General features: G+C 61.8%; 19 protein-coding genes and 1 tRNA gene. 14 read left to right on the top strand and 6 right to left on the bottom strand.

The genetic code is table 11. From position 1 onward, the window contains the following. Positions 1 to 24: 24 nt before the first annotated feature. The 10 genes from GC148_RS15405 to GC148_RS15450 all read left to right on the top strand — a co-directional run bounded on the left by GC148_RS15405 (position 25) and on the right by GC148_RS15450 (position 10,757). Positions 25 to 990: a pseudouridine synthase gene (locus GC148_RS15405; RefSeq protein ID WP_291072167.1), complete on the top strand. Its 966-nt coding sequence runs from the start codon at positions 25 to 27 to the stop codon at positions 988 to 990. A gap of 53 nt (positions 991 to 1,043) precedes the next feature. Then, entirely contained in the window at positions 1,044 to 2,108 is a 1,065-nt protein-coding gene (locus GC148_RS15410; protein ID WP_291072169.1) for an MBL fold metallo-hydrolase, read from the top strand. 103 nt (positions 2,109 to 2,211) lie between these two features. Continuing rightward, positions 2,212 to 3,060 (top strand): signal peptidase I, encoded by an 849-nt coding sequence (gene lepB / locus GC148_RS15415; protein ID WP_291072171.1) that lies wholly within the window; start codon positions 2,212 to 2,214, stop codon positions 3,058 to 3,060. Positions 3,061 to 3,297: 237 nt separating this feature from the next. Beyond that, a complete protein-coding gene (locus GC148_RS15420; protein WP_291072173.1) occupies positions 3,298 to 3,756 on the top strand; it encodes a histidine phosphatase family protein in 459 nt (152 codons plus the stop codon). A gap of 84 nt (positions 3,757 to 3,840) precedes the next feature. Further along, on the top strand, positions 3,841 to 4,086 hold the full coding sequence (locus GC148_RS15425) for an exodeoxyribonuclease VII small subunit (RefSeq protein WP_291072174.1): 246 nt from the start codon (positions 3,841 to 3,843) through the stop codon (positions 4,084 to 4,086). Positions 4,087 to 4,110: 24 nt separating this feature from the next. Further along, entirely contained in the window at positions 4,111 to 4,998 is an 888-nt protein-coding gene (locus tag GC148_RS15430) for a polyprenyl synthetase family protein (RefSeq protein WP_366064057.1), read from the top strand. Between the two features lie 36 nt (positions 4,999 to 5,034). Further along, complete coding sequence (gene dxs / locus GC148_RS15435; RefSeq protein WP_291072177.1) at positions 5,035 to 6,957, top strand: 1-deoxy-D-xylulose-5-phosphate synthase; 1,923 nt, start codon at positions 5,035 to 5,037, stop codon at positions 6,955 to 6,957. Between the two features lie 118 nt (positions 6,958 to 7,075). Continuing rightward, the gene (locus GC148_RS15440; protein ID WP_291072179.1) at positions 7,076 to 7,729 is read left to right on the top strand and encodes a hypothetical protein; all 654 of its coding nucleotides are present in this window, start codon (positions 7,076 to 7,078) and stop codon (positions 7,727 to 7,729) included. Positions 7,730 to 7,991: 262 nt separating this feature from the next. Next, entirely contained in the window at positions 7,992 to 9,743 is a 1,752-nt protein-coding gene (locus GC148_RS15445; RefSeq protein WP_291072181.1) for a class I adenylate-forming enzyme family protein, read from the top strand. Then, positions 9,744 to 10,757, top strand: a complete 1,014-nt coding sequence (locus GC148_RS15450) for an aldo/keto reductase (RefSeq protein WP_291072182.1) — start codon at positions 9,744 to 9,746, stop codon at positions 10,755 to 10,757. Between the two features lie 10 nt (positions 10,758 to 10,767). Here the strand turns inward: GC148_RS15450 and metG are convergent, their stop codons facing one another. Then, positions 10,768 to 12,495 (bottom strand): methionine--tRNA ligase, encoded by a 1,728-nt coding sequence (metG, locus tag GC148_RS15455; protein ID WP_291072184.1) that lies wholly within the window; start codon positions 12,493 to 12,495, stop codon positions 10,768 to 10,770. A 69-nt stretch (positions 12,496 to 12,564) separates the two neighbouring features. Next, positions 12,565 to 13,740, bottom strand: coding sequence for a DUF418 domain-containing protein (locus GC148_RS15460; protein WP_291072186.1), 1,176 nt, complete (start codon positions 13,738 to 13,740; stop codon positions 12,565 to 12,567). A gap of 112 nt (positions 13,741 to 13,852) precedes the next feature. Between GC148_RS15460 and GC148_RS15465 the strand changes: the two genes are divergently transcribed. Next, a tRNA-Thr gene (locus GC148_RS15465) sits at positions 13,853 to 13,928 on the top strand. A 7-nt stretch (positions 13,929 to 13,935) separates the two neighbouring features. On the opposite strand, the gene GC148_RS15470 is transcribed toward GC148_RS15465, so the two are convergent. Next, positions 13,936 to 15,507: an MFS transporter gene (locus GC148_RS15470; RefSeq protein WP_291072189.1), complete on the bottom strand. Its 1,572-nt coding sequence runs from the start codon at positions 15,505 to 15,507 to the stop codon at positions 13,936 to 13,938. Here GC148_RS15470 and GC148_RS15475 point away from each other — a divergent pair. The 3 genes from GC148_RS15475 to GC148_RS15485 all read left to right on the top strand — a co-directional run bounded on the left by GC148_RS15475 (position 15,506) and on the right by GC148_RS15485 (position 17,840). Then, positions 15,506 to 16,108, top strand: coding sequence for a helix-turn-helix transcriptional regulator (locus tag GC148_RS15475; RefSeq protein ID WP_291072191.1), 603 nt, complete (start codon positions 15,506 to 15,508; stop codon positions 16,106 to 16,108). The genes GC148_RS15470 and GC148_RS15475 overlap by 2 nt on opposite strands. A gap of 84 nt (positions 16,109 to 16,192) precedes the next feature. Beyond that, positions 16,193 to 16,999, top strand: coding sequence for a TIGR03084 family metal-binding protein (locus tag GC148_RS15480; RefSeq protein ID WP_291072193.1), 807 nt, complete (start codon positions 16,193 to 16,195; stop codon positions 16,997 to 16,999). A gap of 43 nt (positions 17,000 to 17,042) precedes the next feature. Beyond that, positions 17,043 to 17,840, top strand: coding sequence for a crotonase/enoyl-CoA hydratase family protein (locus tag GC148_RS15485; protein WP_291072195.1), 798 nt, complete (start codon positions 17,043 to 17,045; stop codon positions 17,838 to 17,840). Between the two features lie 53 nt (positions 17,841 to 17,893). Here the strand turns inward: GC148_RS15485 and GC148_RS15490 are convergent, their stop codons facing one another. The 3 genes from GC148_RS15490 to GC148_RS15500 form a co-directional block, all read right to left on the bottom strand. Next, positions 17,894 to 19,093, bottom strand: a complete 1,200-nt coding sequence (locus tag GC148_RS15490; RefSeq protein WP_291072197.1) for a CaiB/BaiF CoA-transferase family protein — start codon at positions 19,091 to 19,093, stop codon at positions 17,894 to 17,896. Positions 19,094 to 19,171: 78 nt separating this feature from the next. After that, entirely contained in the window at positions 19,172 to 20,824 is a 1,653-nt protein-coding gene (locus GC148_RS15495) for a hypothetical protein (RefSeq protein WP_291072198.1), read from the bottom strand. Positions 20,825 to 20,873: 49 nt separating this feature from the next. Then, positions 20,874 to 22,052, bottom strand: coding sequence for an OmpA family protein (locus GC148_RS15500; RefSeq protein ID WP_291072200.1), 1,179 nt, complete (start codon positions 22,050 to 22,052; stop codon positions 20,874 to 20,876). Positions 22,053 to 22,517: the final 465 nt, after the last annotated feature.

Consider the following 22,517-nt stretch of genomic DNA (forward strand, 5'->3'; position numbering starts at 1 on the left):
TCGCGGCAGGAGACAGTTCCAAAAATGGCCTGGAAGAAGACCTATGAGGGCCCCGAGCCGCTGCGCATCAACAAATGGCTGGCGCTTGAAGGTGTCTGTTCGCGCCGCGAAGCAGATGCGTTGATCGAACAGGGTCTTGTCGAGATCGACGGCAAAAAGATCACCGAACTCGGCGAGCGGATCTTGCCTGGCCAGACCATGAGTCTAGCCGCCAAAGCCGAACGCGCCCTCGACAACCAGTTGTCGATTGTTCTCAACAAACCCGTTGGCTTTGTGTCCGGCACACCCGAGCCGGGCGAAACCCCGGCCATTCGCCTGATCGTCAAGGAGCGTTTGGCCGGCCAGGCTCAGGCGATACCCGGGCGCAACAACAAGATGGCGCCGCTCGGCCGGCTCGATAAGGATTCGCGCGGCTTGCTCATCCTCTCGGAGGACGGCGTGCTCGCGAAGGCCATCATCGGGCCGCTCAGCGATGTCGACAAAGAGTACATCGTGAAAGTCGGAGGCGAGATCACCTCCGAAAAGCTGTCATTGCTTCGCCATGGCCTCGAACTGGACGGCCGCAAGCTGCGCCCTGCAACGGTCGAGGCCAAGGGCAAGGACACGCTACGTTTCGTGCTGAACGAGGGCCGCAACCGTCAGATCCGCCGCATGTGCTCTCTGGTCCATTTGCGCGTGCTGGATCTGCAACGGATTCGGGTTGGCCCCGTTGAGCTTGGCGGCCTCGCAGAGGGCAAATGGCGCCCATTGAGCCACAAGGAACGCGCAGCCCTGATTGCTGCCAGTGTGGCAACCGGCGCCAAAAAGGCCGCTACCCGCAAGGAAGCGGACAAGGCACCAAAGCCCCGGAAATCGGCAACGCAGAAGTCCGTCACAGCCGCCACGGAGCAGCCCCCGAAAGCAACCTACAAAACGCGGTCCTATGGTCCAACAGGCGAGGGGTTCCGGAGGACAAAGCTGCCAAAACGCCCGCGCAGCCCGATCAAGTAACTTTCCCCCGCGTGACGGCTCGACGGGCGCGCGGTCAGGGGTATCGTCGCACCATGGATGGTTTTGAATTCGCTCCCACGACCCGGTTCGGGCTGACTTACCCTTTCGGTGAGGTTACGCCGGGCCTCGCCGAGACGATCCCGGTCGGGCCCGGGATCGAATGGGTGCGCATGCCGCTGCCATTCTCGCTCAAATTCATCAATCTCTGGCTCGTCGATGACGGTGATGGCTGGACCATTGTCGATACCGGCTTGCCTCTGCCTGAGACGAAGAATGCCTGGCGCCAGCTGCTTGACGCTCGGGTAACGCCCGAAAAGCCGCTCAAGCGGGTGATCATCACGCACATGCACCCCGACCACGTCGGAAGCGCTGGCTGGCTGTGCCACAAATACGGCGCCGAGCTGTGGATGACGCGGCTCGAATACATCACCTGTCGCATGCTTGTTGCGGATACGGGCCGCAAGGCGCCAAAGGCCGGGCTCGATTTCTACAAAAGCGCGGGCTGGAATGAGAAGGCGATCGAACATTACAAGGCGCGCTTCGGCGGCTTTGGCCGTGGGGTCAGCCTCATGCCGGATGCCTATCACCGGCTGTCGGATGGGGACACTTTCCGGATGGGCGGTGCCGACTGGCAGGTCATCGTCGGGGCGGGGCATTCCCCGGAGCATGCCTGCCTTTACAGCGCACAGCGGAACCTCCTGATCTCAGGGGACCAGATCCTGCCGCGGATCTCTTCGAATGTGTCGGTCCACCCGACTGAACCGGATGCGGACCCACTTGAGGAATGGCTCGCCAGTTGCCGCAAGCTTCTGGATCTGATTCCGGCCGATTGCCTGGTGTTGCCGGCCCACAATGAACCCTTTGTGGGCGCCCACCCGCGCCTGCAGCACCTGATCAATGGACATGAGACGGCCCTGACCCGTTTGCGCCAGAAGCTCGCGAAAGGGCCGGTGCCGGTGCTCGAAACGTTTGTCTCCGTCTTCGGGCGGGCCATCGACGGCGAAGAATTGGGCATGGCCACAGGCGAGGCGCTCGCGCACCTCAATTACCTCAAACAGCGCGGAGAATTGTCACTTTCGGTCAATTCCGACGGTGTGACACTCTATGGTCTCGCCTAATCGGGCCTCGCGGTTAAATAGCAGTCGAATCCGTGTTTTCGCCTTCGCAGGAGCGGGCGATTTCGTCTAAGACAGCCTCCGGAAACCGATTGTCGAGGTCAGAATGTCGAGCGAAACCGATGCCCCGTCGCAAACGGAAGAGCCTCTGACGACCTGGCAAAAGGTGGTTCGCGAACTCAAGGAATGGGCGGCGACGCTGGCGATCGTCGCGCCCGCCTTCCTGCTTTTTACCGGTCTGGTCTACGAGCAGCGGGTGATCCCCTCCGAGAGCATGGTGCCGACCCTGGAAGTCGGGGACCGCGTCGCCGTTGCCAAATTTGCCTACGGCTACGGACGGTATTCCCTGCCGCTGAGCCTGGGACGGTATCTGCCGCTCGGCCATGGCCGGTTTTTCCCCAGCTTGCCGGAGCGCGGCGACGTCGTGGTGTTCGAGCACACGCACTCTGACCGCGTGATGATTAAGCGCGTCATTGGTTTGCCCGGCGATACGGTGCAGATGCTGAACGAGACGCTCATCATCAACGGCGAGCCTGTGGACTCCGAGTATCTTCGGACCGTGCGCTATGTCCCGGACAAGGAAGTCGTGATCGACCAGGCCGAGGAATGGCGTGAAACGATCGGCGACAAGTCCTGGATCACGCACCGGGGCCTGCGCGGCCGTCCAGTTTCGGACTCGCTCCTTTTCATTGTCCCGGAAGGCCATCTGTTCATGGTCGGCGACAACCGGAACAATTCCTACGACAGCCGCGAGCTGTCCGGGCATTGCCCGCCGGTCAACGGCGTCGTCGACCGGGCCGGCTGCCCCCTGCGGGGCGACCCGAACGATGCGTCGGTCGGCTTTGTGCCGCTCGATCACCTGATCGGACGTGCGGACACGGTGCTGCTCACCTTCCACCGCTGCAAGCTGCAGGATGATGCATCCTGCAGGAAACGGGTCTGGCAGCCTCTTTGAGGCGGGCAAGACGCTTGCCCCATCGGGGCAACGCCGTTAGTCGGAGGGGGAGGGCAGAGGGCCCACCGGAATCCGAACCGACGAGGAAGGACGATGCCAGCAACGACATCGGCTCGATCGCCGCGAGGGCCTATCATTATTTCCCGGCATGGCCGGCCGGCGCTGGACCGGAGGGCCGGTCCCCGGCTCGGATGGCGGGATTATGTGCACTGGTGGGACCGCTATGAAGCGGGGCCATTGGCTGACGACCAGGCGCCGCCCCAGGAGCTGATCGACATCGTCGCGGATGCAGACATCGTATTTGCGTCCGGCCGCCTGCGCGCCCAGCAGACAGCCGAGCGCGCCTTGCCGCACAAGCCGGCGGCCCACGACCCGGTGTTCAATGAAGCAACCTTGCCGCCGCCAACGCTCAGCGGCCTTCGCATGTTGCCCAAGACGTGGAACGTGCTCGCCCGGACAGCCTGGCTGGGCGGTCATAGTCTCGGCGGCGAAACAGCCCGGGAAGCACACCTCAGGGCCAAGATTGCCGCATTGCGGCTGCATGAGGCCTCGGCCCAGGGAAAAGTCTATCTGGCAGCCCATGGCTGGTTCAATCGAATGCTTCGGCCCGAACTTCGGCGGCTGGGCTGGATCTGCGTCAAGGATGGCGGGGACGCCTACTGGAGTTACCGCATCTACGAGTATCGCGGGGGATAAACCGCCCGTTGGCCGGTATTTCGGTTGTCGCCCCTTGTTCTGGGTTCTAGACATGCCGGAACGGACGTGAGGAAATTGCCCGATATGGCTGAGACAAAGACCAAACCCGTCGACAAGATGACCTTCGAAGAGGCGCTCGCCGAGCTCGAAGTGATCGTGCGCCAACTAGAAGCGGGCGATGTCGATCTCGAAAAGTCCATCGCGATCTACGAACGCGGCGCTGCGCTGAAGGCGCATTGCGAAACGCGGCTGAAGTCGGCCGAACTGAAGGTCGAACAGATCGTGCAAGGCACAAACGGCCCTGCGACCGAACCTGCGGCTTTCGATTGAGGTTCGGGCAGGCCGATGGGGGAAGTGACCGATTTCGAACAGCGGCTGAAGGAAGTGGCGGACCGCGTAACAGTCGCCCTTGATCAGTTGATCCCACCCGCCAGCGGCCCTGAAGCCAATCTGATGCGTGCCATGCGCCATGCCGCGCTTGCGAACGGCAAACGGATGCGGCCGTTTTTCGTGCTTGAAACGGGTGCGATGTTCGATGCGTCCGAGAAGAGCCTGTTGCGGACCGCTGCTGCACTCGAGTGCATCCATTGTTATTCGCTCGTCCATGACGACTTGCCCTGCATGGACGACGACGATTTCCGCCGGGGCCAGCCCACGGTGCATAAGGCATTCGATGAAGCGACCGCTGTGCTGGCCGGGGACGCGCTCCTGACGCTCGCCTTCAAGATCCTGGCGTCAAACGAGACCCACGACGACCCTGCCATCCGGGTGATGTTGATCGAACGACTGGCCGATGCCGCAGGTGCGCGCGGCATGGTCGGCGGGCAGATGATCGACATGCTCGAACTCGACAGTCCGCGCGATCTCAACACGATCACCCGCATGCAACGCCTCAAGACGGGGGCCCTGATCTCCTATGCGACCGAAGCGGCGGCGATCATCGGCCATGCACGGGAAGGGGAGCGCAATGCGCTTGCGGGCTTCTCGAACGACCTCGGCCTCGCTTACCAGATTGCGGATGATATTCTGGACGCGGAAGGCGATGAATCCGTCGCCGGAAAGCCGCTCAGGACGGACAAAGCGGCAGGAAAGGCCAACTTTGTGACGCTTTTGGGCGTTGATGGGGCGCGTCAGAGAGTTCGATTGCTTGCCGAACAAGCCAAGGAACATCTGGCAATTTTTCGTGACAAGGCCGTCATCCTGCTGCATTCGGTGGATTATGTGCTGAACCGGCCGCGTTGAATCGGTCGTAATGGCAATTAGAAAAGACAAGGCGAGATGACAGAAACACGCCCCAACCGGCTGCTCGATTCGATCCATTCCCCGTCCGATCTGAAGGGGCGCTCACGCGCTGAAATAAAGCAGATTGCGGCGGAAGTGCGTGAAGAAGTCATCGATGTCGTCTCCGTGACCGGGGGACATCTCGGCTCGGGGCTGGGTGTGGTCGAGCTCACCGTGGCGATCCATTCCGTTTTCGACACGCCGGCCGACAAGCTGGTCTGGGATGTCGGCCACCAGTGCTATCCCCACAAGATCCTCACAGGCCGGCGCGACCGCATGCGCACCCTGCGCCAGGGCGATGGCCTGTCGGGGTTCACCAAACGGTCGGAAAGCGAATACGATCCTTTTGGCGCGGCGCATGCCGCGACTTCGATTTCTGCCGGGCTCGGCTTTGCCAAGGCGCGTGACCTGCAGGGCGCAAAAAACAACGTGATCTGCGTCATCGGCGACGGTTCAATGTCGGCCGGCATGGCCTATGAAGCAATGAACAATGCCGGCGCCGACAAGTCGCGCCTGATCGTCATACTCAATGACAACGACATGTCGATTGCGCCGCCCGTTGGCGCGATGAGCAATTACTTCTCGCGCCTCGTCTCGTCGCGCCCCTATCGGGGTCTTCGCCGCTTCGCCAAGAAGGTTGTCGCGCCGATGGGGCTCGAGTCTCCCGCTCGCCGCGCCGAAGAATACCTTCGCGGCTTTGCGATGGGCGGAACGATGTTCGAGGAGCTCGGCTTTTATTATGTCGGGCCAATTGACGGCCATGACCTCGATACGCTCATCCCGATCCTGGAGAACGTTCGCGCCATGCAGGACGGACCGGTGATGATCCACGTCGTCACACAAAAGGGCAAAGGATACGCGCCGGCCGAGAATTCGGCTGACAAGTATCACGGCGTCTCCAAGTTCTCCGTGGTCACCGGCGAGCAAGCGAAGGGCGCGGCGAGCGCGCCATCCTATCAGAAAGTGTTCGGACAGACGCTGACAAAGCTGGGCGAGACCGACGACAAGATCTGTGCGATCACGGCAGCCATGCCCTCTGGTACGTCCACGGACATTTTCGCGGCACGTTTTCCGGAACGTCATTTCGATGTCGGCATTGCCGAGCAGCACGCCGTCACGTTTGCGGCCGGCCTCGCCGCAGACGGCATGAAACCTTTTTGTGCGATCTATTCGACCTTCCTCCAGCGCGGCTATGATCAGGTCGTCCACGATGTGGCGATCCAGCGCTTACCGGTGCGCTTCGCCCTGGACCGCGCGGGTCTCGTCGGCGCGGATGGCGCCACCCATGCCGGCAGTTTTGATATCGGCTATCTTGGCGCGCTACCGGGTTTCATCTGCATGGCAGCGGCCGACGAGGCGGATCTTGCCCGAATGGTCAAGACCGCCCTCGAGATCGACGACCGCCCCAGTTCCTTCCGTTATCCGCGCGGCGAAGGTGTGGGCGTCGAGATCCCGTCAGATCTGAAAGCGCTCGAGATCGGCAAGGGCCGGGTCATGCGGGAAGGGACCACCATCGCGATCCTGTCCTACGGCACGCGCCTGCAAGAGGCGCTTAAGGCGGCGAACCTTTTGTCAGCTCAAGGGCTGAGTGCGACGGTGGCCGATGCCCGCTTCGCCAAGCCGTTGGACAAGGACCTCGTCGAGCGGCTCGCTCGCAACCACGAGGTGTTGATCACGATCGAAGAGGGCGCAACCGGAGGCTTCGGCAGCTTTGTACTTGAACATCTGGCAAATACCGGCGCGCTCGATGGCGGCCTCAAGGTGCGCGTCATGACGCTGCCGGACGTTTTCCAGGACCAGAACACCCCAGAAATCATGTATAATGCCGCGGGCTTGACCGCGCGCCATATCGCGGCACGCGCCATCGAAGCGCTGGGCCGGGGTGACATTTCTGCAATTGAACGTGCGGCAACGGCCTGAGGCCCACGCGCCACAGTTTGACCTCAGTTCGGACCTGTTGCGGCGCATTTTAGCAAGCTAAGCAATGCTTTGCGCACTTCCCATTCAGCGCAGTCCTGAATTTCAACGGAGAATACCGATGCTTCGTCCCCTCCTGTTCGCCATGGCCTCAGCCCTCGTCCTGGGCGCATGCGCTTCATCGCCGGAAGCGGCTGGAAAGTCCGATTCCAGCGCTACCGAAACGGCCGTTGTGCCTTCGGCCTACGATCTCGGCTTCCAGACCGCCGACGAGCTGGTTGCCGCCGGCAATACGCCGACCGCGATCCAGCGGCTCATGCAGCTTGTCGGAGATACCAGCCTGACCCCGGACCAGACCGCGAATGTGCTCTACAAGCTGGGTGAACTCAGCGGGTCCCCGACCGGGTACAACGCCGAAGGAGCCGTCTCCTACTTCAAGGAAGTTCTCGCCGACTATCGAATGACGGGCGCTGCGGCGCCTGCTGCTGCGGCGCTTCCTGCGGCAGAAGCAAAGGTCGCTGGTTACATCGCTGCGCTCGAATCCTTGGACACCACCCGCTCGCAGGAGTTCGAGGCGCTGTTCAACCTTGGTCGCCATCAGGAAGCCATCGACCTGATGGTCGCCAACGATATCCTCCCGGGCAACGAGGAACTGCTCGCCATGTACCAGATCGGTTACCTGTGCGACGATTCCAACCTGACGGGCCGGGCCTACTCGGTCACGGACCGTGATGGCACGGTCCGCAATCTCCGGTTCTGCGATTTCGGCAAATAATCGCGCGAGCCGAGCCCTTTCGGGTCGACGCGTGTAGACTCGCTTGACCGGGTATCGCCGCAGGTCGCCCATCCTTTGGAAGGATGAGGACCTGCGGCGGTCTCGGCCAGACGAGCTGACGCCGCGTTGTCGCGGTGATCAAACCGGTCCTCCTCGCCCGAAGCTGCGAGTCGTTGTTTCCCTTCAAATTGTAGCGGCCCCCCTTCAAACCGCGGGGCGGACATGGTTTGTGGGCGCAACAACATATCGGAGGAATTGATCAATGGCTGAAGGCGCAACTCCAGACTGGCCCGTAATGTCGATTGCAGCGGCAAATGCGGCGCTCGCCGGGCCGGGGTCGCCATTGGCGCTCGAGGATGCGGTCATCCGCGGTGTGCCGATGAAAGTCTACAGCAATGCGCCCCCGACCATTCCGTCCATCCTTGACGCTGCCGCAGAGCAGTTCGGTGGCCGCACCTATCTCGTTTACGAGAACGAACGGGTCACGTTCAGCGCTCTCCAACTCGCCTCGCGCACGCTGGCGCATCGGCTGAAGGCGGAATACGGCGTTCAGAAGGGCGACCGGGTTGCGGTTATCATGCGCAACTACCCGCAATGGCCACTGGGTTTCTACGCCGCGCTCAGCCTCGGGGCGATTGCGACACCGATGAATTCCTGGTGGACGGCTGAGGAGCTGGAGTACGGACTGTCTTTCGCCGGCGTGAAGGTCGCGATTGTCGATGGCCAGATCTATGAGCGCATTCGCGGCCATCTCGAGCGCCTGCCGGACCTGCAGCACATCCTGATCGCGCGCGATCCGACAGATGAAATCGCCGATCCCCGTGTTTCGTCGCTAGAGGCGATTGTCGGACAGCCGAACGATTGGGTGGACCTGCCTGACCCCGGTCCGGTGTCAGTCGACCTTCAGCCGGAAGATGATGCAACGATCATGTTCACCTCGGGAACGACCGGGAAACCCAAAGGCGCGCTGGCAACTCACCGGGCCGTCATCTCAAACATGTTCAATTCAATGACGTGCCAGGCCCGCATGTATCTGCGCAAAGGCGAACCTTTGCCTGAGCCGGATCCGGAAGCGATGCGCGCCACCTTGCTATCGATTCCGTTCTTCCATGCGACCGGTTCCTTTGCGATCCTGATCCCGTCAGCCATTCGCGGCGACAAGATCGTGTCGATGTTCAAATGGGATGCGGGGCAGGCGCTCCCGATCATCGAAGCTGAAAAGATTACCTCTATTGGCGGTGTGCCGGCTATAGCCTGGCAATTGCTCGAACATCCGGACCGGGACAAATACGACCTGTCATCCATCCAGGTGATCTCGTATGGCGGCGCGCCGTCGGCGCCAGAGCTCGTGTCCAGCATCAAGAAGCGCTTTCCCGATGCGGCGCCCGGCAACGGCTGGGGCATGACCGAGACCTGCGCTACGGCGACCCTCAATATCGGCGAAGACTATGTGAACCGTCCGACCAGCGCCGGAGCGCCTCCTGGCGCGGTGGAGCTGAAGATCTGCGATCCGGACGGAAATCCGCTACCGGACGGCGAAGTGGGTGAACTCTGGTGCAAGGGGCCGATGAATTGCCGGCTCTACTGGAACCGGCCTGATGCGACGGCCGAGACATTCCGCAATGGCTGGGTTGTCACGGGCGATCTTGCGCGTCTTGATGAAGAGGGCTTCCTCTACCTGGTCGACCGCGCCAAGGACATGCTGATCCGCGGCGGCGAAAACATCTACTGTATCGAAGTGGAAAACGCCCTCTACGATCACCCTTCCGTCATGGACGCCGCCGTTGTCGGCATTCCGCACAAGGTACTGGGCGAGGAAGTTGGCGCGGTCGTGCAGTTAAAGCCCGGTAAAACCGCAACGGAAGCGGAACTCCGCGCGCACGTGGCGGGCATGCTTGCCGCCTTCAAGGTGCCGAAGGAAATCCAGTTCCAGAACGATCCGCTTCCGCGAAACGCCAACGGGAAGATTCTCAAGGCCGAGCTGCGCCAACGGTTTACGGCAAAGGCTGAGTAAATGACGGTACTGAAACGTCGAATTGGTGACCGGGACGTCTACCCGGTTGGCCTCGGATGCATGAATATAACGCACGCCTACGGTCCGCCGATTGATGAAGCCGATGCAAAGGCTTTGCTCGTCCAGGCGCTCGATCTCGGGTGCGATTTCCTGGACACGGCAACCATCTACGGCCTCGGGCGTAGCGAAGAACTTATCGGAGAGGCACTGGGTCATCGGCGACACGAGTACTTCCTCGCGAGCAAATGCGTGCTCGGGTACAAGGACGGCGCCCGCGTGCTCGATGGGCGGCCGGAAGCGATCAAGTCGGCCTGTGACGCGAGCCTGAAACGTCTGCAGACGGACGTTATCGATCTTTATTACCTTCACCGGCCTGATCCGAAAGTACCCATCGAAGAGTCGGCGGGTGCACTATCCGATCTCGTTGCCGCCGGAAAGATTCGGTTCATCGGCCTGTCGGAGATGGGCGAGGATCATCTGCGCCGCGCCCATGCCGTGCACCCGGTTGCGGCGCTGCAATCCGAATATTCACTCTGGGTTCGCAATCCGGAAATCGCAGTGCTGGAAGCCTGCGCAGAACTCGGAACGGCGCTGGTTGCCTTTTCACCGGTCGGCCGCGGTTTTCTCGCCGACCCGCCGGCTGATCCTTCAAAGTTCCACGAGATCGACATGCGCCGCACGTTATTCCCGCGGTTCGGCCCCGATCATTATCCCCAGAATCTCGCCTTACTCGAAGAGGCGCGCGCCGTTGCGAAAGAAGCTGGCTGTTCCGTCGCTCAGCTCGCCTTGGCGTGGACTTTGGCGAAAGGCGATCACGTCATTCCAATTCCTGGCACGACGAAACCCGCCCACCTCTCGGAAAATCACAACGCTGCGCAGGTGCGACTTACGCCGGATCAGGTGAAACGACTCGATCAACACTTCTCGCCGGAACGCGCAGTCGGTCCACGTTACAACGCGATGGGGCAGGCCAGCGTGACAACCGAGATGTTCGAGTTCGAAAAGACGCGCTGAAGAAAGCAGCTCAGGCTTTGCCGCCGCCGAATTGTTCGGTCCACTCGGCAACCTGCGTGTCCTCGATTTTCTGGAACAGCACTTCAGGTGGATTGATCGGCGCGCCGCGCGGAATCGCATCCAGCAAGCCGCTGTCCTGCCAGGACGGCCAGCGTCGATTTTCCAAAGGAATGCCAAGCGCGTCGAGCACTTTCGTCGCGGCCTCCGGAATGATCGGCAATGCGATGATCGCGAAGACGGCCGCCAGATTGAGTCCGGCGCGTACGCCGACAGCCGCGCCATCGACGTCTGACTTGTACTTCACCCAAGGTTCGGCCTTCGTCAGATATTCGTTGCCGGCAGCCCAGATTGCGCGCGTTTCGGCTGCGGCCTTGCGGAATTCCATAGCTTCATAATGTTCATCCAGCGTCTTCAGCCGCGTGGCGAGTTCGTTCGCCATCCAGGCTTCAGCTTCTCCGGTCTCTCCCGCTTCAGGCACTTTGCTGTCGAACTTCGAGGCGCAGTACTTCGTGATCCGGTTGACGAAGTTTCCGAGAACGTTGGCGAGATCAGAATTCACGGCGCTCTGGAAGCCTTCCCAGGTGAAGGCTGCATCGGAACCTTCCGGCGCGTTTGCAGTCAGGTACCAGCGCCAATAGTCCGCCGGCAGAAGGTCCAGCGCCTGGTCCATGAACACGCCGCGCTTGTTGGACGTCGAGAACTTGCCGCCATACCAGGTGACCCAGTTGAAGGCTTTCAGCTTGTCGACGGTTTTCCAGGGCTCGCCGGAGCCGAGCAGCGTGACCGGGAAGCTAACCGTATGGAAGGCGACGTTGTCCTTGCCCATGAACTGCACGTACTCGGTCTCGTCCGCGCCTTTGTCAGTGCGCCAGAGAATTTCCCAGTCCTTGCCGTTCGCTTCGGCCCATTCCTGCGTGGCAGAGATGTAGCCGATCGGCGCATCGAACCAGACATAGAAGACCTTGTCCTCAAACCCGGGGCGGGGTGATCCGTCTGCGGATGTCACCTTGACGCCCCAGCTGAGGTCGCGCGTGATCGAGCGGGCAATCAGACCTTCATCGAGCCATTTGTTGGCAATCGAGACAGCAAGCTGCGGCCAGTTCGCGCCCTTGCGGTTTACCCACGCGCGGATCTCGTCCTGCATCTTTGCCTGAAGGAGATAGAGGTGTTCGGTATCCCGGATCTCGATATTGCGGCTTCCAGACACGGCCGAGTAGGGATTGATGAGCTCAACAGGGTCCAGCAACGTCCCGCAATTGTCGCATTGGTCACCGCGCGCCTTTTCGAAGCCGCAGTTGGGGCAGGTGCCTTCAACATAGCGATCCGGAAGGAAGCGGCCGTCATCGACCGAATAGACCTGCTTCGAGATGCGCGCCTCGATCAGGCCGCGCTTTTCGAGGGCCTGCGCAAAATGCTGGGTCAGCGCGTGGTTGGCCGGACGCGAAGAGCGTCCGAACCAGTCGAACGACAGATGGAACCCTTCGCCGGCTGCCCGCTGGATTTCAAATTGCGCGTCACAATAGGCCTGCACGGGGATCTGCTGCGCCTGCGCCGCGAGTTCGGCGGGCGTACCGTGTTCATCCGTGGCGCAGATATAGGTCACGTCATGGCCCTTCAGGCGCATCACACGGGCATAAACGTCGGCCGGCAGCATGGAACCGGCGAGGTTGCCGAGGTGCTTGACGCCGTTGATGTAGGGCAGGGCCGATGTGATCAGGATGCGCCGGGGCTGGGTCATGGGGACGCTTCAAAGCCTTCTGGGTCAGGGAACTGCGCCTTTTAACGCCCTGAGCGGCAAAGGAAAGCGTCAGGCGCGCCCCCAATAGGTGACGCGCCGGAGGAGCACCTCCATGGGCCCGCGCGCCGCGAAGCCGCGCCAGACCGCTACGAACGCCAGGGACAGTACAGCAGCGGCGGCCGCGACCGCGATGGCCTCTCCGGCGCTCAAGCGGCCAAATGCGCCCAAGCCGTAACCCGTGAAGATGACCGACAGGATCACCGACTGCAGGAGATAGGCCGTCAGCGAGGCCGATCCCGCCCGCGCCGCGAATCGCCGGATCGGCCCCGCTTTGTGGGCCGAAGCCGCGATGAGCCCCATGTAGCCCAAGGCACCAAATGCCGAGAAACCCATCATAACAGCGCAGCCGAACAGGTAGGTGCTGTCCACCGACGAGTGCGCTTGCAAAAGGATCAAGGCTCCCACGAGGCTGCCTGTCAGCCCTAGTGGCAGGAATATCCGCCGGCAGCGTCGCCAGATCGGCGCGTCTGGACGGGAAATGGCCCCGGAGTTCGCAGCGGCCAGGCCGAAGCAAAAGAATCCGAAGACGGAAAGCCCTTGCTGGCCGATCAAGCTCACCAGGATGGTTGGCAGAAGAACAAAGCGGTACCGGGCCACATCCAAGAAAGAACCTTCGCCAAACGCGCGCAGCGAGTCGGCGGTCATGCGCTCGTATCCGGCCAACTGGCCAGGCGCGGAGCGTTCGGCGCCCCATAGCAGACCCGCAAGGCACAGCAGCAGGACCGTGTTGAGCGCAATCAGGATGGCTCCCGTGCGGACCAAACCGGGTACAGACGCGCCCCGCAGTGTGAAAAGCAGGGCGCCGAGCAGGCCATAGGTGATCAGGATGTCTCCGATCCAGAAGAAGATGAAATGCAGCCCGCCGAGCACCAACAGTGCGGCCATCCGTCGGAAATATCGTGGTCGCAGATCAACATTTGCGCGCTCCGCGGCCAGTTGCTGGTAGTGGAGACCCGCGCCGAACATCATCGAGAACAACGGGTAGGACTTCATCAGGAAAAGAGTGGCGACCGCGCCGTACGCGAACTGGTCCGCCGGCCGGTCCAGTCCTCCGGCGTGGAAGCCGGTCGTCAAAGGCTGGGCAAATCCAGCCACATTGACCACCGCAATGCCGAACAGGGCAAAAGCGCGGACAAGATCCGGCATGAGAAAACGATCCGGGCGGTCTGGCTTCAGGTCCGTCATGACGTCCCTCGTGGGTCCCTACGCGATCATGCGGTGCCGTTTGAGTTCTGACAAGCTCGGTGCAGGTCCGCTTCTTGCGCAGGCAGGACGATTCCGGTAACGCCAGACCCGTGCCGGCTTAGCTCAGCTGGTAGAGCACCTGATTTGTAATCAGGGGGTCACGGGTTCGAGTCCTGTAGCCGGCACCACTTCGAGTCAGCTTGAGCGAGTCGGGTCTATCGTCGTGTCGATGGGCAGACCCGGATCGATGGTCAGGCTGTTGACCTGGCGTTCGAGGAACCTGTGCACCTCCGGCGGCCATGGTCCTTTGTGTAATGCCCTGATTGCTTCCAGGTTTTCATCATCGGCATGGGTCCGGCGCTCATTGTGCAGGATGCATTCGGTCCAGCGGGCGAACCTGTACTGTTCAATCCAGACTTCGGGGTCTTCAAGGTCTCTGGAAAGGATCCAGCCTTGCGCGCCGTCACGACGGCGCACGCGGCGGCGCTCGCCCATGACGGCGATGAATGCCGGAATATCGGCTTCTGAAATCCGGTAGTGGATGCTTACCCGGATCGGCCCGCTGCGCGGCTCGATCTGGACCTTCACATCCGGCGTGCGCCAGCGTCCGACCGGTTCGAGGTTCAGGTGATCAACTTCCGGAAGCCGGAAGAACAGTCCGGCTGCGAATGCCACGATCATCAGGCCCGCCATGATCATCAGGGCACCCGCAACGCCGAAGCTCTCGGACAGCAGCCCGCTCGTCCAGCTACTCGCGGCCATCGCCCCGAATGTTGCCATCTGGTAGATCGACAAGGCGCGCCCCACGACCCAGCGCGGCGCCGACATCTGGACGGCGACGTTCATGGTCGCAACGGTGATGAGCCAGCCGCCCCCGCCGAGAACCAGTCCCAGCATCGTTATTGGCAAGTACCGGCTTGTCGCGACGATGATCATGCTCGCGATGACCATGCCAACTGATATCCGGGCGGCGGTTTCATTCGTGAAAAGCCGGTGCAGGCGCCCGTTCGAGATGGCACCTAACACAGCGCCGCCGCCAAATGCCCCGAGAAGCAATCCGAATGTGGCTGCGCCGCCCTGGACAAGGTCCTTGGCTACCAGCGGCATGAGGGAAGTGATCGATCCGCCGCCGATCCCGAACAGCGCCCCCCGAACCATCGTGCGCCGGATTGGTGGCGACAGGGACACATATTGCACACCCGCGAGCATGGCATTGCCGAGGCTCTCGCGCAGCCTGGGCTTTTCCGGACCGGCCGGCTTCCAGCGGAACAGGACCGCAATAAGCCCGACATAGCTGATTGCGTTTAAGGTGAAGGTCGCCGCTGCGCCGAACGCGGCCACGATTGCGCCGCCCAGCGCAGGGCCCGCCGAGCGGGCGATATTGAACCCCATGCTGTTCATCGCGACGGCGTTTGCAATGGTTCCGCGCGGAACGATATCGCCCACAGTCGCCTGCCACGACGGCGCATTCATCGCCATGCCGCAACCGATCAGGAAGGTGAAGGTGAGCAGCAACCAAGGCGTCAGCAAACCGGCCCAGGCGAGCCCGCAAAGCGTGACCGAGAGGGCAAACATGTAAACTTGCGCGACCAACATCACGCTACGGCGCGAATAATTGTCAGCAACCGCGCCCGCCACCAGTGCGATCAACAGGATGGGCAGCGTCACCGAAGCCGCGACGAGCGCAATCTGTGTGTGGCTGCCGCCCAGCTGCACCATGAGCCATGCCGCCCCGACGCTCTGCATCTGGCCGCCGAATTGTGACATGACATTGGCGATCCAGATCCGGCGAAAGAGCGGGATCTCGAACGGCGCGGGTGCGGCAGTGATCTCGTTGGGCATCGGCTCAGGATTGCTGGACTTTGCCTTGGTGGAGGTGATTGCCGGTTCAGGCAAGGCCACCCAAGGGGCGGCGGAGCCTACGCCAAGACCCGATAATACACAAAACTGTGACGTGCCCGACACTGAACCGTTTCACAACGCTCCTAATAATGGATCGAAAATCGGGGCTGACGTCATGAGCGATCCAAAACTTGTCTACTCGCTGGAGATCCGGTTGCTGGATCTCGAGAAGAAGGTGGTTGATCTGGAAAAGCAGATCGACGGCCTTGTGGCAGGGCGGAAAACGTCGGCAGGGTCGGGGCTAGCGCCGCTGCCGGCAGCCCTGATCAAGCGGATCAATGACGGCGAAAACCCGGTCCGCGCGATCCGGCAGTTCCGTCTGATGACACAGCGAGAACTCGGCGATCGCAGCGGCATCCGGCCCAATCACATTTCGGCGATTGAACGCGGCATGTCCTACGGACTCAAGACCGCCAAGCGGCTCGCTGAAGCGCTTGAAGTGCAGGTCGACCTGTTGCTCAAGTAATCTACCGACGCGCCGTTCCCGGCGTCAGGGCTTGCAAGACGTGGCCGCACCTTCAATGCTACCCCCAAAAGGGGAGGCTGCGCCGTGCAACAAGCAGAAGATTTCCGGCAGGAGACCCGGGCGCTCGCCGACCTGGTTGAAACCTTGTCGCTCGACGACTTTCATACGCCGACACAATTCAAGGCCTGGACGATTGTAGACGTCCTTCGCCACCTGCATTTCTGGAACAGGATGGCGCATTTCCAACTCAGCGATCCCGAGCAGCTTTCGGGACACCTCAAGGCAATGCAAGCGAGTGGATCGTCGATGCGCGCTTACGAGGCCGCACAACTTGGCCATCTCGGCGAGCAGGCCTTGTTGTCGGATTGGCGCAACTTTGCAGAGCGCACAGCTGATCTGTTTGCGGACGCTGATCCAAAGGCCCGTCTGAAGTGGGCAGGCCCGGACATGAGCGCGCGTTCGTCGATCACCGCGCGCCAGATGGAAACGTGGGCGCATGGCCAGGAAGTGTACGATTTTGCCGGCGTCGAGCGGCGCAACGAGGACCGGATCAGTAACATCGTGACGTTGGGTGTGAACACGTTCGGCTGGACCTATGCGACCCGGCGCGAGCCGCCGCCGGGCCCGATGCCGCACCTTGTCCTGACCGCTCCGTCCGGCGCAATCTGGACGCATGGCGAGCCGAGTGAGGCTGAGCGGATAGAAGGCCGTGCGGACGAGTTCTGTCAGGTCGTGACGCAGACCCGGAACATCGCGGACACGTCGCTGAAGGTGACCGGCCCCGTCGCGACAGACTGGATGAGCAAGGCGCAGTGCTTTGCCGGCGCGCCCTCCGAGCCGCCTGCGCCCGGGACGCGCTTCCGGCGGGAGCGCGCTGGACAAGTCCGATAGCGCCGCTACGAGACAAACCTGATCTTTCATCTGGAGACCTGCCATGTCGATTCTTCTGCTCGAAAAACGCGGCCCGATTGCCATCCTGACGCTCAACCGGCCCGAAATGATGAATGCGCTCGGGCAGGAAGGCGACGGCCCTGCGGTTACGGCGGTTTGCGCCGAGGTCATGGCGGATCCAACGATCCGCTGCGCGGTGCTGACCGGAGCTGGACGCGCCTTCTCGGCTGGCGGCGACGTGAAGGCCATGAAGGAGCGCAACGGCGCATTCGGCGGAAGTCCCGCAGATATCCGCGAAGGTTATCGCCGCAACATCCACATGATTGTCCGCGCGCTGTACAATCTTGAAGTCCCGCTGATTTCCGCGATCAACGGACCTGCAATCGGACTTGGCTGTGATGTCGCCTGCATGGCCGACATCCGGATTGCAGCAGATACCGCGAAGATGGGCGTGACCTTCCTCAAGCTCGGCCTGATCCCGGGCGATGGCGGCGCCTGGCTGCTGCCACGATTGATTGGTTCGTCGCGCGCAGCCGAGCTGCTCTTCACCGGTGATGTGATCGACGCGAAGACTGCTGCAGAATGGGGCCTTGTCAGCAAGGTTGTGCCCGCAGCTGAGCTGATGGACGCGGCGATGGCGATGGCTGAGAAGATTGCGCAACAGCCGCCGCAAGCTCTGCGTCTCGCGAAGACGTTGATGCGTCACGGCGCGACATCGTCCTACGACACGATCATGGAAATGTCTGCAGCCGCGCAGGCGCTCATGCACGAAACCGAGGACCATATCGAAGGCGTCAACGCGATCCTCGAAAAGCGTGCGCCGGTTTTCAAGGGCAAATAAGCGCCAGAACGGCGCCGTTGTTTCGGCGCCTGCCTGAGCGCCGGCTCAATGCTTCAGGCAACAATTCCGGCGGCGTACAGTGCCTTGATCTCGGCGTCGCTACGGCCCAGCGACGCCAGAACCTCCGCCGTATGCTGACCAACCGACGGGGAGGGGCCTTTCGGACCATCGTGCGCGCCTGGAAAGCGCACGGGGGAGGCTGGAGAGGCGTAGGTGGTACCGTCTCCCTTGGCGCTCGGGGTCTGGACGATGGCGCCCGCCGCGAAAGCCTGCGGGTCCTGCGCCACATCGGCGAGCGTTTGCACTGGCGCCCACGCGATCGACTCGGCATCGAGGCGTTCGGCGAGCGCGTCCATGGTGTGAACGGCAAATCCTGCATCCAGAATGGCAACCACTTCGGCGTTGTTTGCCCGCCGTCCTTTGGCGTTGTTGTACTTCGGATCTGCAATGAGATCCGGCCTTCCGATAACACGGCAGAGCGGCGCCCAATCGGTCTCGCCCTGACGTGCGACAATGCAGAACCACTTTCCATCCTTCGACTGGAAGAAATTCGAGATGGGCACGTTCTGCTCGCCGCGACCCTTGGTCGAAGCGACCCGGCCGAAGAACAACTGGATCGCAAGATCAGACCCCATGGCGTAGAGCCCCGTCCGGAACAGGGACGCCTCGACCAGGCGTCCTTTGCCTGTGCGTTGCGCCTCAACGAGCGCCGCGCAGATGCCGGCTGCGGCCGCAATCGACGTCGTGTGATCGCCAAAGGCGGTACGCAGCGGGAAAGGTTCGCCGCCTTTCGGGATCGTGAGATTGGCAACGCCGGTTCGGCTCCAGAAACTCGCAATGTCGAAACCCGGGCGGTCCGCATCCGGGCCTTCGAGACCGTAGCCGGACAAGGAGCAATAGACGAGTCTGGGGTTCAACTGGCACAAGGAGTCGTAGTCGAGGCCCGATCGGGTCAAGCCGCCCGGACGCACGTTGGTCAAGAATACGTCGGCGTCTGCAACCAGTTCGCGGATCAGGGCCTGACCTTCGGGCTTGCTGGTATCGATGACCACCGATCGCTTGCCGCGATTGTCAAAATCGAAGACCGGGTTGTCCTGGAGGTCCGTACCGATTGTGCGGAAGAACAAGCGGATCGGGTCGCCGCCGGGAGGTTCGATCTTCGTGACGTCCGCGCCCCAGTCCCGCAAGATGCACCCGGCGCCCGGCGCTGCCATGTAGGTGGCGTATTCGACGACTTTGATGCCTTCCAGCATGGGCGCTTCCTCCTGATTTTCCTGGGACGGGTTTGGCCCGGCCGAAGCAGAAAACCAAGCCTTTTCGCCGGGGCAGGCTCAGTCTGCGACGGGTCGCTTCGCTGTGTGGGGCAGAGCGGCAAGCTCGCGTGCCTGTCCGACCCAGTCATCTCGTTCGATACGGCCCCGGAAATGACGTAGAAGGCCATCGACATATTCGATGTCGGCCTCGTCCCATTCTGCGATCTGCCAGAAATAGAACACGCCGACTTCGTGCAGTAGGTCGTTGAGCATCGGACCAACGCCAATGATGTCTTCCAGCGGGTCACCCACACCGAAGGCCGCGTGCGTCAGCAGGTTGGCCTGGTCATCCGGCTTTCGCGCAACCGTAATCGGATCGAGCCGCCGTGGCGGACGCGGCGCCGGTTCCGGCGCTGCTGGAGCCACCCGCACCGGGCGGGGCGCAGGTCGCGGATCGTACACCGCCGCCGGTTCAGGACGGGCGCGGACTTCGGGTTCCGGACGGGGAAACTCGGCGCGGGTGCGCAACATGTGGTGTACGGCAGACAGGCCGTATTCGATTGCGGTCAAGCGGTCTTCGAGAGCGCCGAGATCGAATGTAGATTCGATCGATCGCAGCGCGAGATCGATGCGCGTATAGTCCGGCTGCGGAAGATTGAGCACAGCCTCCTGCAAAGCTGCCAGTCGGCGATCAAGCGCTTCGTTCCGGCTCTGGCCGCGTAGATCGGTGCGGATGGAAGCAAGGGAGGCATCCAGTGATGCGAACTGGCTGTAGACAGGTTCCAGATCGTTCGACTTGCGCGAGAGGAAATTGAGATCACTCTCGATGCCCGCCAGCATGCTCATAAGCGCGTCCGATGACACGCCTTCTGCGATACTGGATTCAAGCCCTGCGAGGCGGGTGATGATCGGCTCGAGATCCGGTTCGGGGATCTGCACGTCGCGCACGGCCTTTTCGAGCGCGCTGACGCGCTCCAGAACGACTTCAAGGTCAGGGCGTGCCGCGTATTCCTCGATCCGTAGCTGAAGATGATCCATCTGGCTCTGTAGCGGCGCGAGATTGGGCTCTGGCAGTTCGAGGTTTTCGACGGCGAGCTGCAGGGCAGCCAAACCGCTATGAACCGGCCCGAGATCGGCTTCGGGGATCTTGATGCTGGCGATGAGTTCTTCGATCTGGGCAAGTCGCGGCTCGATGGCAGGCAGGATGTCCGGCACGCGGGACTCGGTGACATGCGAAGACAGGGCGGCGATTTTGGCATTCACGCCCTCAAGGTCGGGCATGCGAAGGTTGTCGATACGGGCTGACACACCGCGCAGATGCTGATCGATGGCTTCGAGGTGTACCGTGCGCATCGATGACACAGCCGCCGAGATCGCAGAGACGGACTGTTCGAGCGTGCTAAGACGGTTGCTGAGCCCTTCGTTCAAGGCGCGCACTTCCTGATCTGGCGCCGCGAGTGTTCGTTCAAGGTCGATCAGCTTGTGCTGTACCGGTGCAAAATCCGGTTGAGGCGGCCGATAGCTTTCGAGTGCCATCTTCAAGGCATACTCGACATCTTCGCGCGTCAGGGATTTGCCTTGCGCCAGGAAGGCATCGACCTGACGGCTGAGTTCCGCATGGGATTCCGTGACATCCACGAACCGCCGACGCATCCACCACCAGGCGACAGCTGCACCTAGCAGCGCCGCGAGGCCAAGCAGAAGGAAGATTTTGACGAGGAGAAACCACATGGTCAGGCTCCGGCAGAATGGGGTGTGAAGGCGTGAAGGATGAAGCGGTTCATTCGTCCGCCTTCACGATACGGATTTCGATGCGGCGATTGAGAGCGCGGCCCTCGTCAGTCGTGTTGTCGCCAATCGGTTTCGAGGCGCCATAGCCCGCAGCGAGGATCCGAGAGGGTGCGACGCCCCTCTGGATCAGGGCGGCACGGACGGCTTCGGCGCGGCGCTTGCTGAGGCTTTCGTTCAGCGCCGCGCTGCCGGTATTGTCAGTATGCCCTTCGACGCGCAAGCGACCCGGGCAATCCGTTGCGGCCCTGGCGGTAAGGTCGAGCAACGCGGCTTTCGAACTCGTGATCAGGTCGCTGCCGGGATCAAATTCGATCCGCGAAGCTTCCAGAAGACGCGCGAGCTCTTCCTCGCAGGTTTCGACAACTTCCTGCGCAAGGATTTCGACATCGCCGATGCTGCCATAGGGCAATGTTCGCGACGCCAACGCACGCACACGATCAGCTTCGCTCTGCGGCAGCGCACAGCGGACATTGAACCGCTTGGACGTCAGGCTCACCGTTCCGCTGTCGCATTGTTTCAACACGTCAACGCCGCGAAGCGCCGTTTCCTGAAAGCCCGCCGGAGATGCGACACCCAGAGTCTCGATATGGCTGACCACTTCTTCGACATGCGCAGGCCGCTCATTATTCGCTTCTGCAATCAAGGCGTCCCGCGTCGCAATGTCAGGTACGCGGCCTTCCAAAGTCAGTTTCGGGCCGGACAACCGGAACAGGAACTCGGGCGTACCGCTGCCCGGTACGACCGTTCCGTCGCTGCCGGCCAAGTCGGGACGCGCGGAAGCTACGCCGCCAAAGTTGCCTCTCACGCGTGTCGCAGGCCGCGCGGACCCGAGCCAGGTCGGCGCGCGCGCGGTACGGATTGCGTTGAGCAGGCGTTCGCCCGCTTCGGGCGTGGGCGGCGTGCCCCTGACCGTGACCCATTGGCCTGAGACTTCCACTTTCGCCCACTCAGCGCCGGTATCTGCGACGGCTTCTTCAGCCGACTGACGCACGGAAGACTCGATGCTGTGGGGCGCGAAGCTGGTCCAGACGATCACCGTAAGCAAACCAAGGCCGAGCAGGGGCAAAAGCCCGTAAGGCACGAAAGCTAACCCATCCGCGGACGCGCGGCGAAACCGGCGCACGGTGCGCACGGAAGCCTGCAGCGGTTCTGATGAGCTCAAACGCATTAACCTTGCCTTCAAAGGATGCATCGCGCGGATCGCGCGGCGCTACGGCCCCGGCTTTAAGTAAAGCCATAATAGAACAACAGCAGCAATACTTTGCGCCAACCGGTTGTGTCCGCGTCTTTGACCAACCTGAATTTTCAAAGGTGCGGCGTCGAATTGCTCGTCAATTCGCCTGTTTTCGCGCGAATCTCATGCAGTCTTGCGTTCGGCTACGGGCCTATTCCGCTCCGCGTCGACATGGTGTGCTTGGTGACTCCGAAGTCGTTTGATGAATTCATTTCCAATCAAAGTGTATTCGCCGAAAATATTCGCCTTAGGAGAGAATGCTGTCAATCGGCGCGCAAAATTGACCCCCTATCGGCGTGCAAAATTGACCCCACCTGCGCGGTGGTAGCTGGCCCAGGCCGGTGCAACTTTTCAAACGAGTGGAACCGGCCTGGGCCAGCGGGCGGCAAGGCGCTCAGG

The organism is Hyphomonas sp., assembly GCF_016125515.1.
GTDB lineage: Bacteria > Pseudomonadota > Alphaproteobacteria > Caulobacterales > Hyphomonadaceae > Hyphomonas.

Bases quoted from the DNA above. Each gene is read 5' to 3' on its own strand.
- GC148_RS15485 (WP_291072195.1), top strand. From the start codon at position 17,043: ATGTCGATTCTTCTGCTCGAAAAACGCGGCCCGATTGCCATCCTGACG.
- GC148_RS15500 (WP_291072200.1), bottom strand. From the start codon at position 22,052: ATGCGTTTGAGCTCATCAGAACCGCTGCAGGCTTCCGTGCGCACCGTG.
- GC148_RS15490 (WP_291072197.1), bottom strand. From the start codon at position 19,093: ATGCTGGAAGGCATCAAAGTCGTCGAATACGCCACCTACATGGCAGCG.
- GC148_RS15495 (WP_291072198.1), bottom strand. From the start codon at position 20,824: ATGTGGTTTCTCCTCGTCAAAATCTTCCTTCTGCTTGGCCTCGCGGCG.
- GC148_RS15440 (WP_291072179.1), top strand. From the start codon at position 7,076: ATGCTTCGTCCCCTCCTGTTCGCCATGGCCTCAGCCCTCGTCCTGGGC.
- metG (WP_291072184.1), bottom strand. From the start codon at position 12,495: ATGACCCAGCCCCGGCGCATCCTGATCACATCGGCCCTGCCCTACATC.
- GC148_RS15410 (WP_291072169.1), top strand. From the start codon at position 1,044: ATGGATGGTTTTGAATTCGCTCCCACGACCCGGTTCGGGCTGACTTAC.
- dxs (WP_291072177.1), top strand. From the start codon at position 5,035: ATGACAGAAACACGCCCCAACCGGCTGCTCGATTCGATCCATTCCCCG.
- GC148_RS15470 (WP_291072189.1), bottom strand. From the start codon at position 15,507: ATGTCACAATTCGGCGGCCAGATGCAGAGCGTCGGGGCGGCATGGCTC.
- GC148_RS15460 (WP_291072186.1), bottom strand. From the start codon at position 13,740: ATGACGGACCTGAAGCCAGACCGCCCGGATCGTTTTCTCATGCCGGAT.
- GC148_RS15425 (WP_291072174.1), top strand. From the start codon at position 3,841: ATGGCTGAGACAAAGACCAAACCCGTCGACAAGATGACCTTCGAAGAG.
- GC148_RS15405 (WP_291072167.1), top strand. From the start codon at position 25: ATGGCCTGGAAGAAGACCTATGAGGGCCCCGAGCCGCTGCGCATCAAC.
- lepB (WP_291072171.1), top strand. From the start codon at position 2,212: ATGTCGAGCGAAACCGATGCCCCGTCGCAAACGGAAGAGCCTCTGACG.
- GC148_RS15450 (WP_291072182.1), top strand. From the start codon at position 9,744: ATGACGGTACTGAAACGTCGAATTGGTGACCGGGACGTCTACCCGGTT.
- GC148_RS15445 (WP_291072181.1), top strand. From the start codon at position 7,992: ATGGCTGAAGGCGCAACTCCAGACTGGCCCGTAATGTCGATTGCAGCG.
- GC148_RS15475 (WP_291072191.1), top strand. From the start codon at position 15,506: ATGACATTGGCGATCCAGATCCGGCGAAAGAGCGGGATCTCGAACGGC.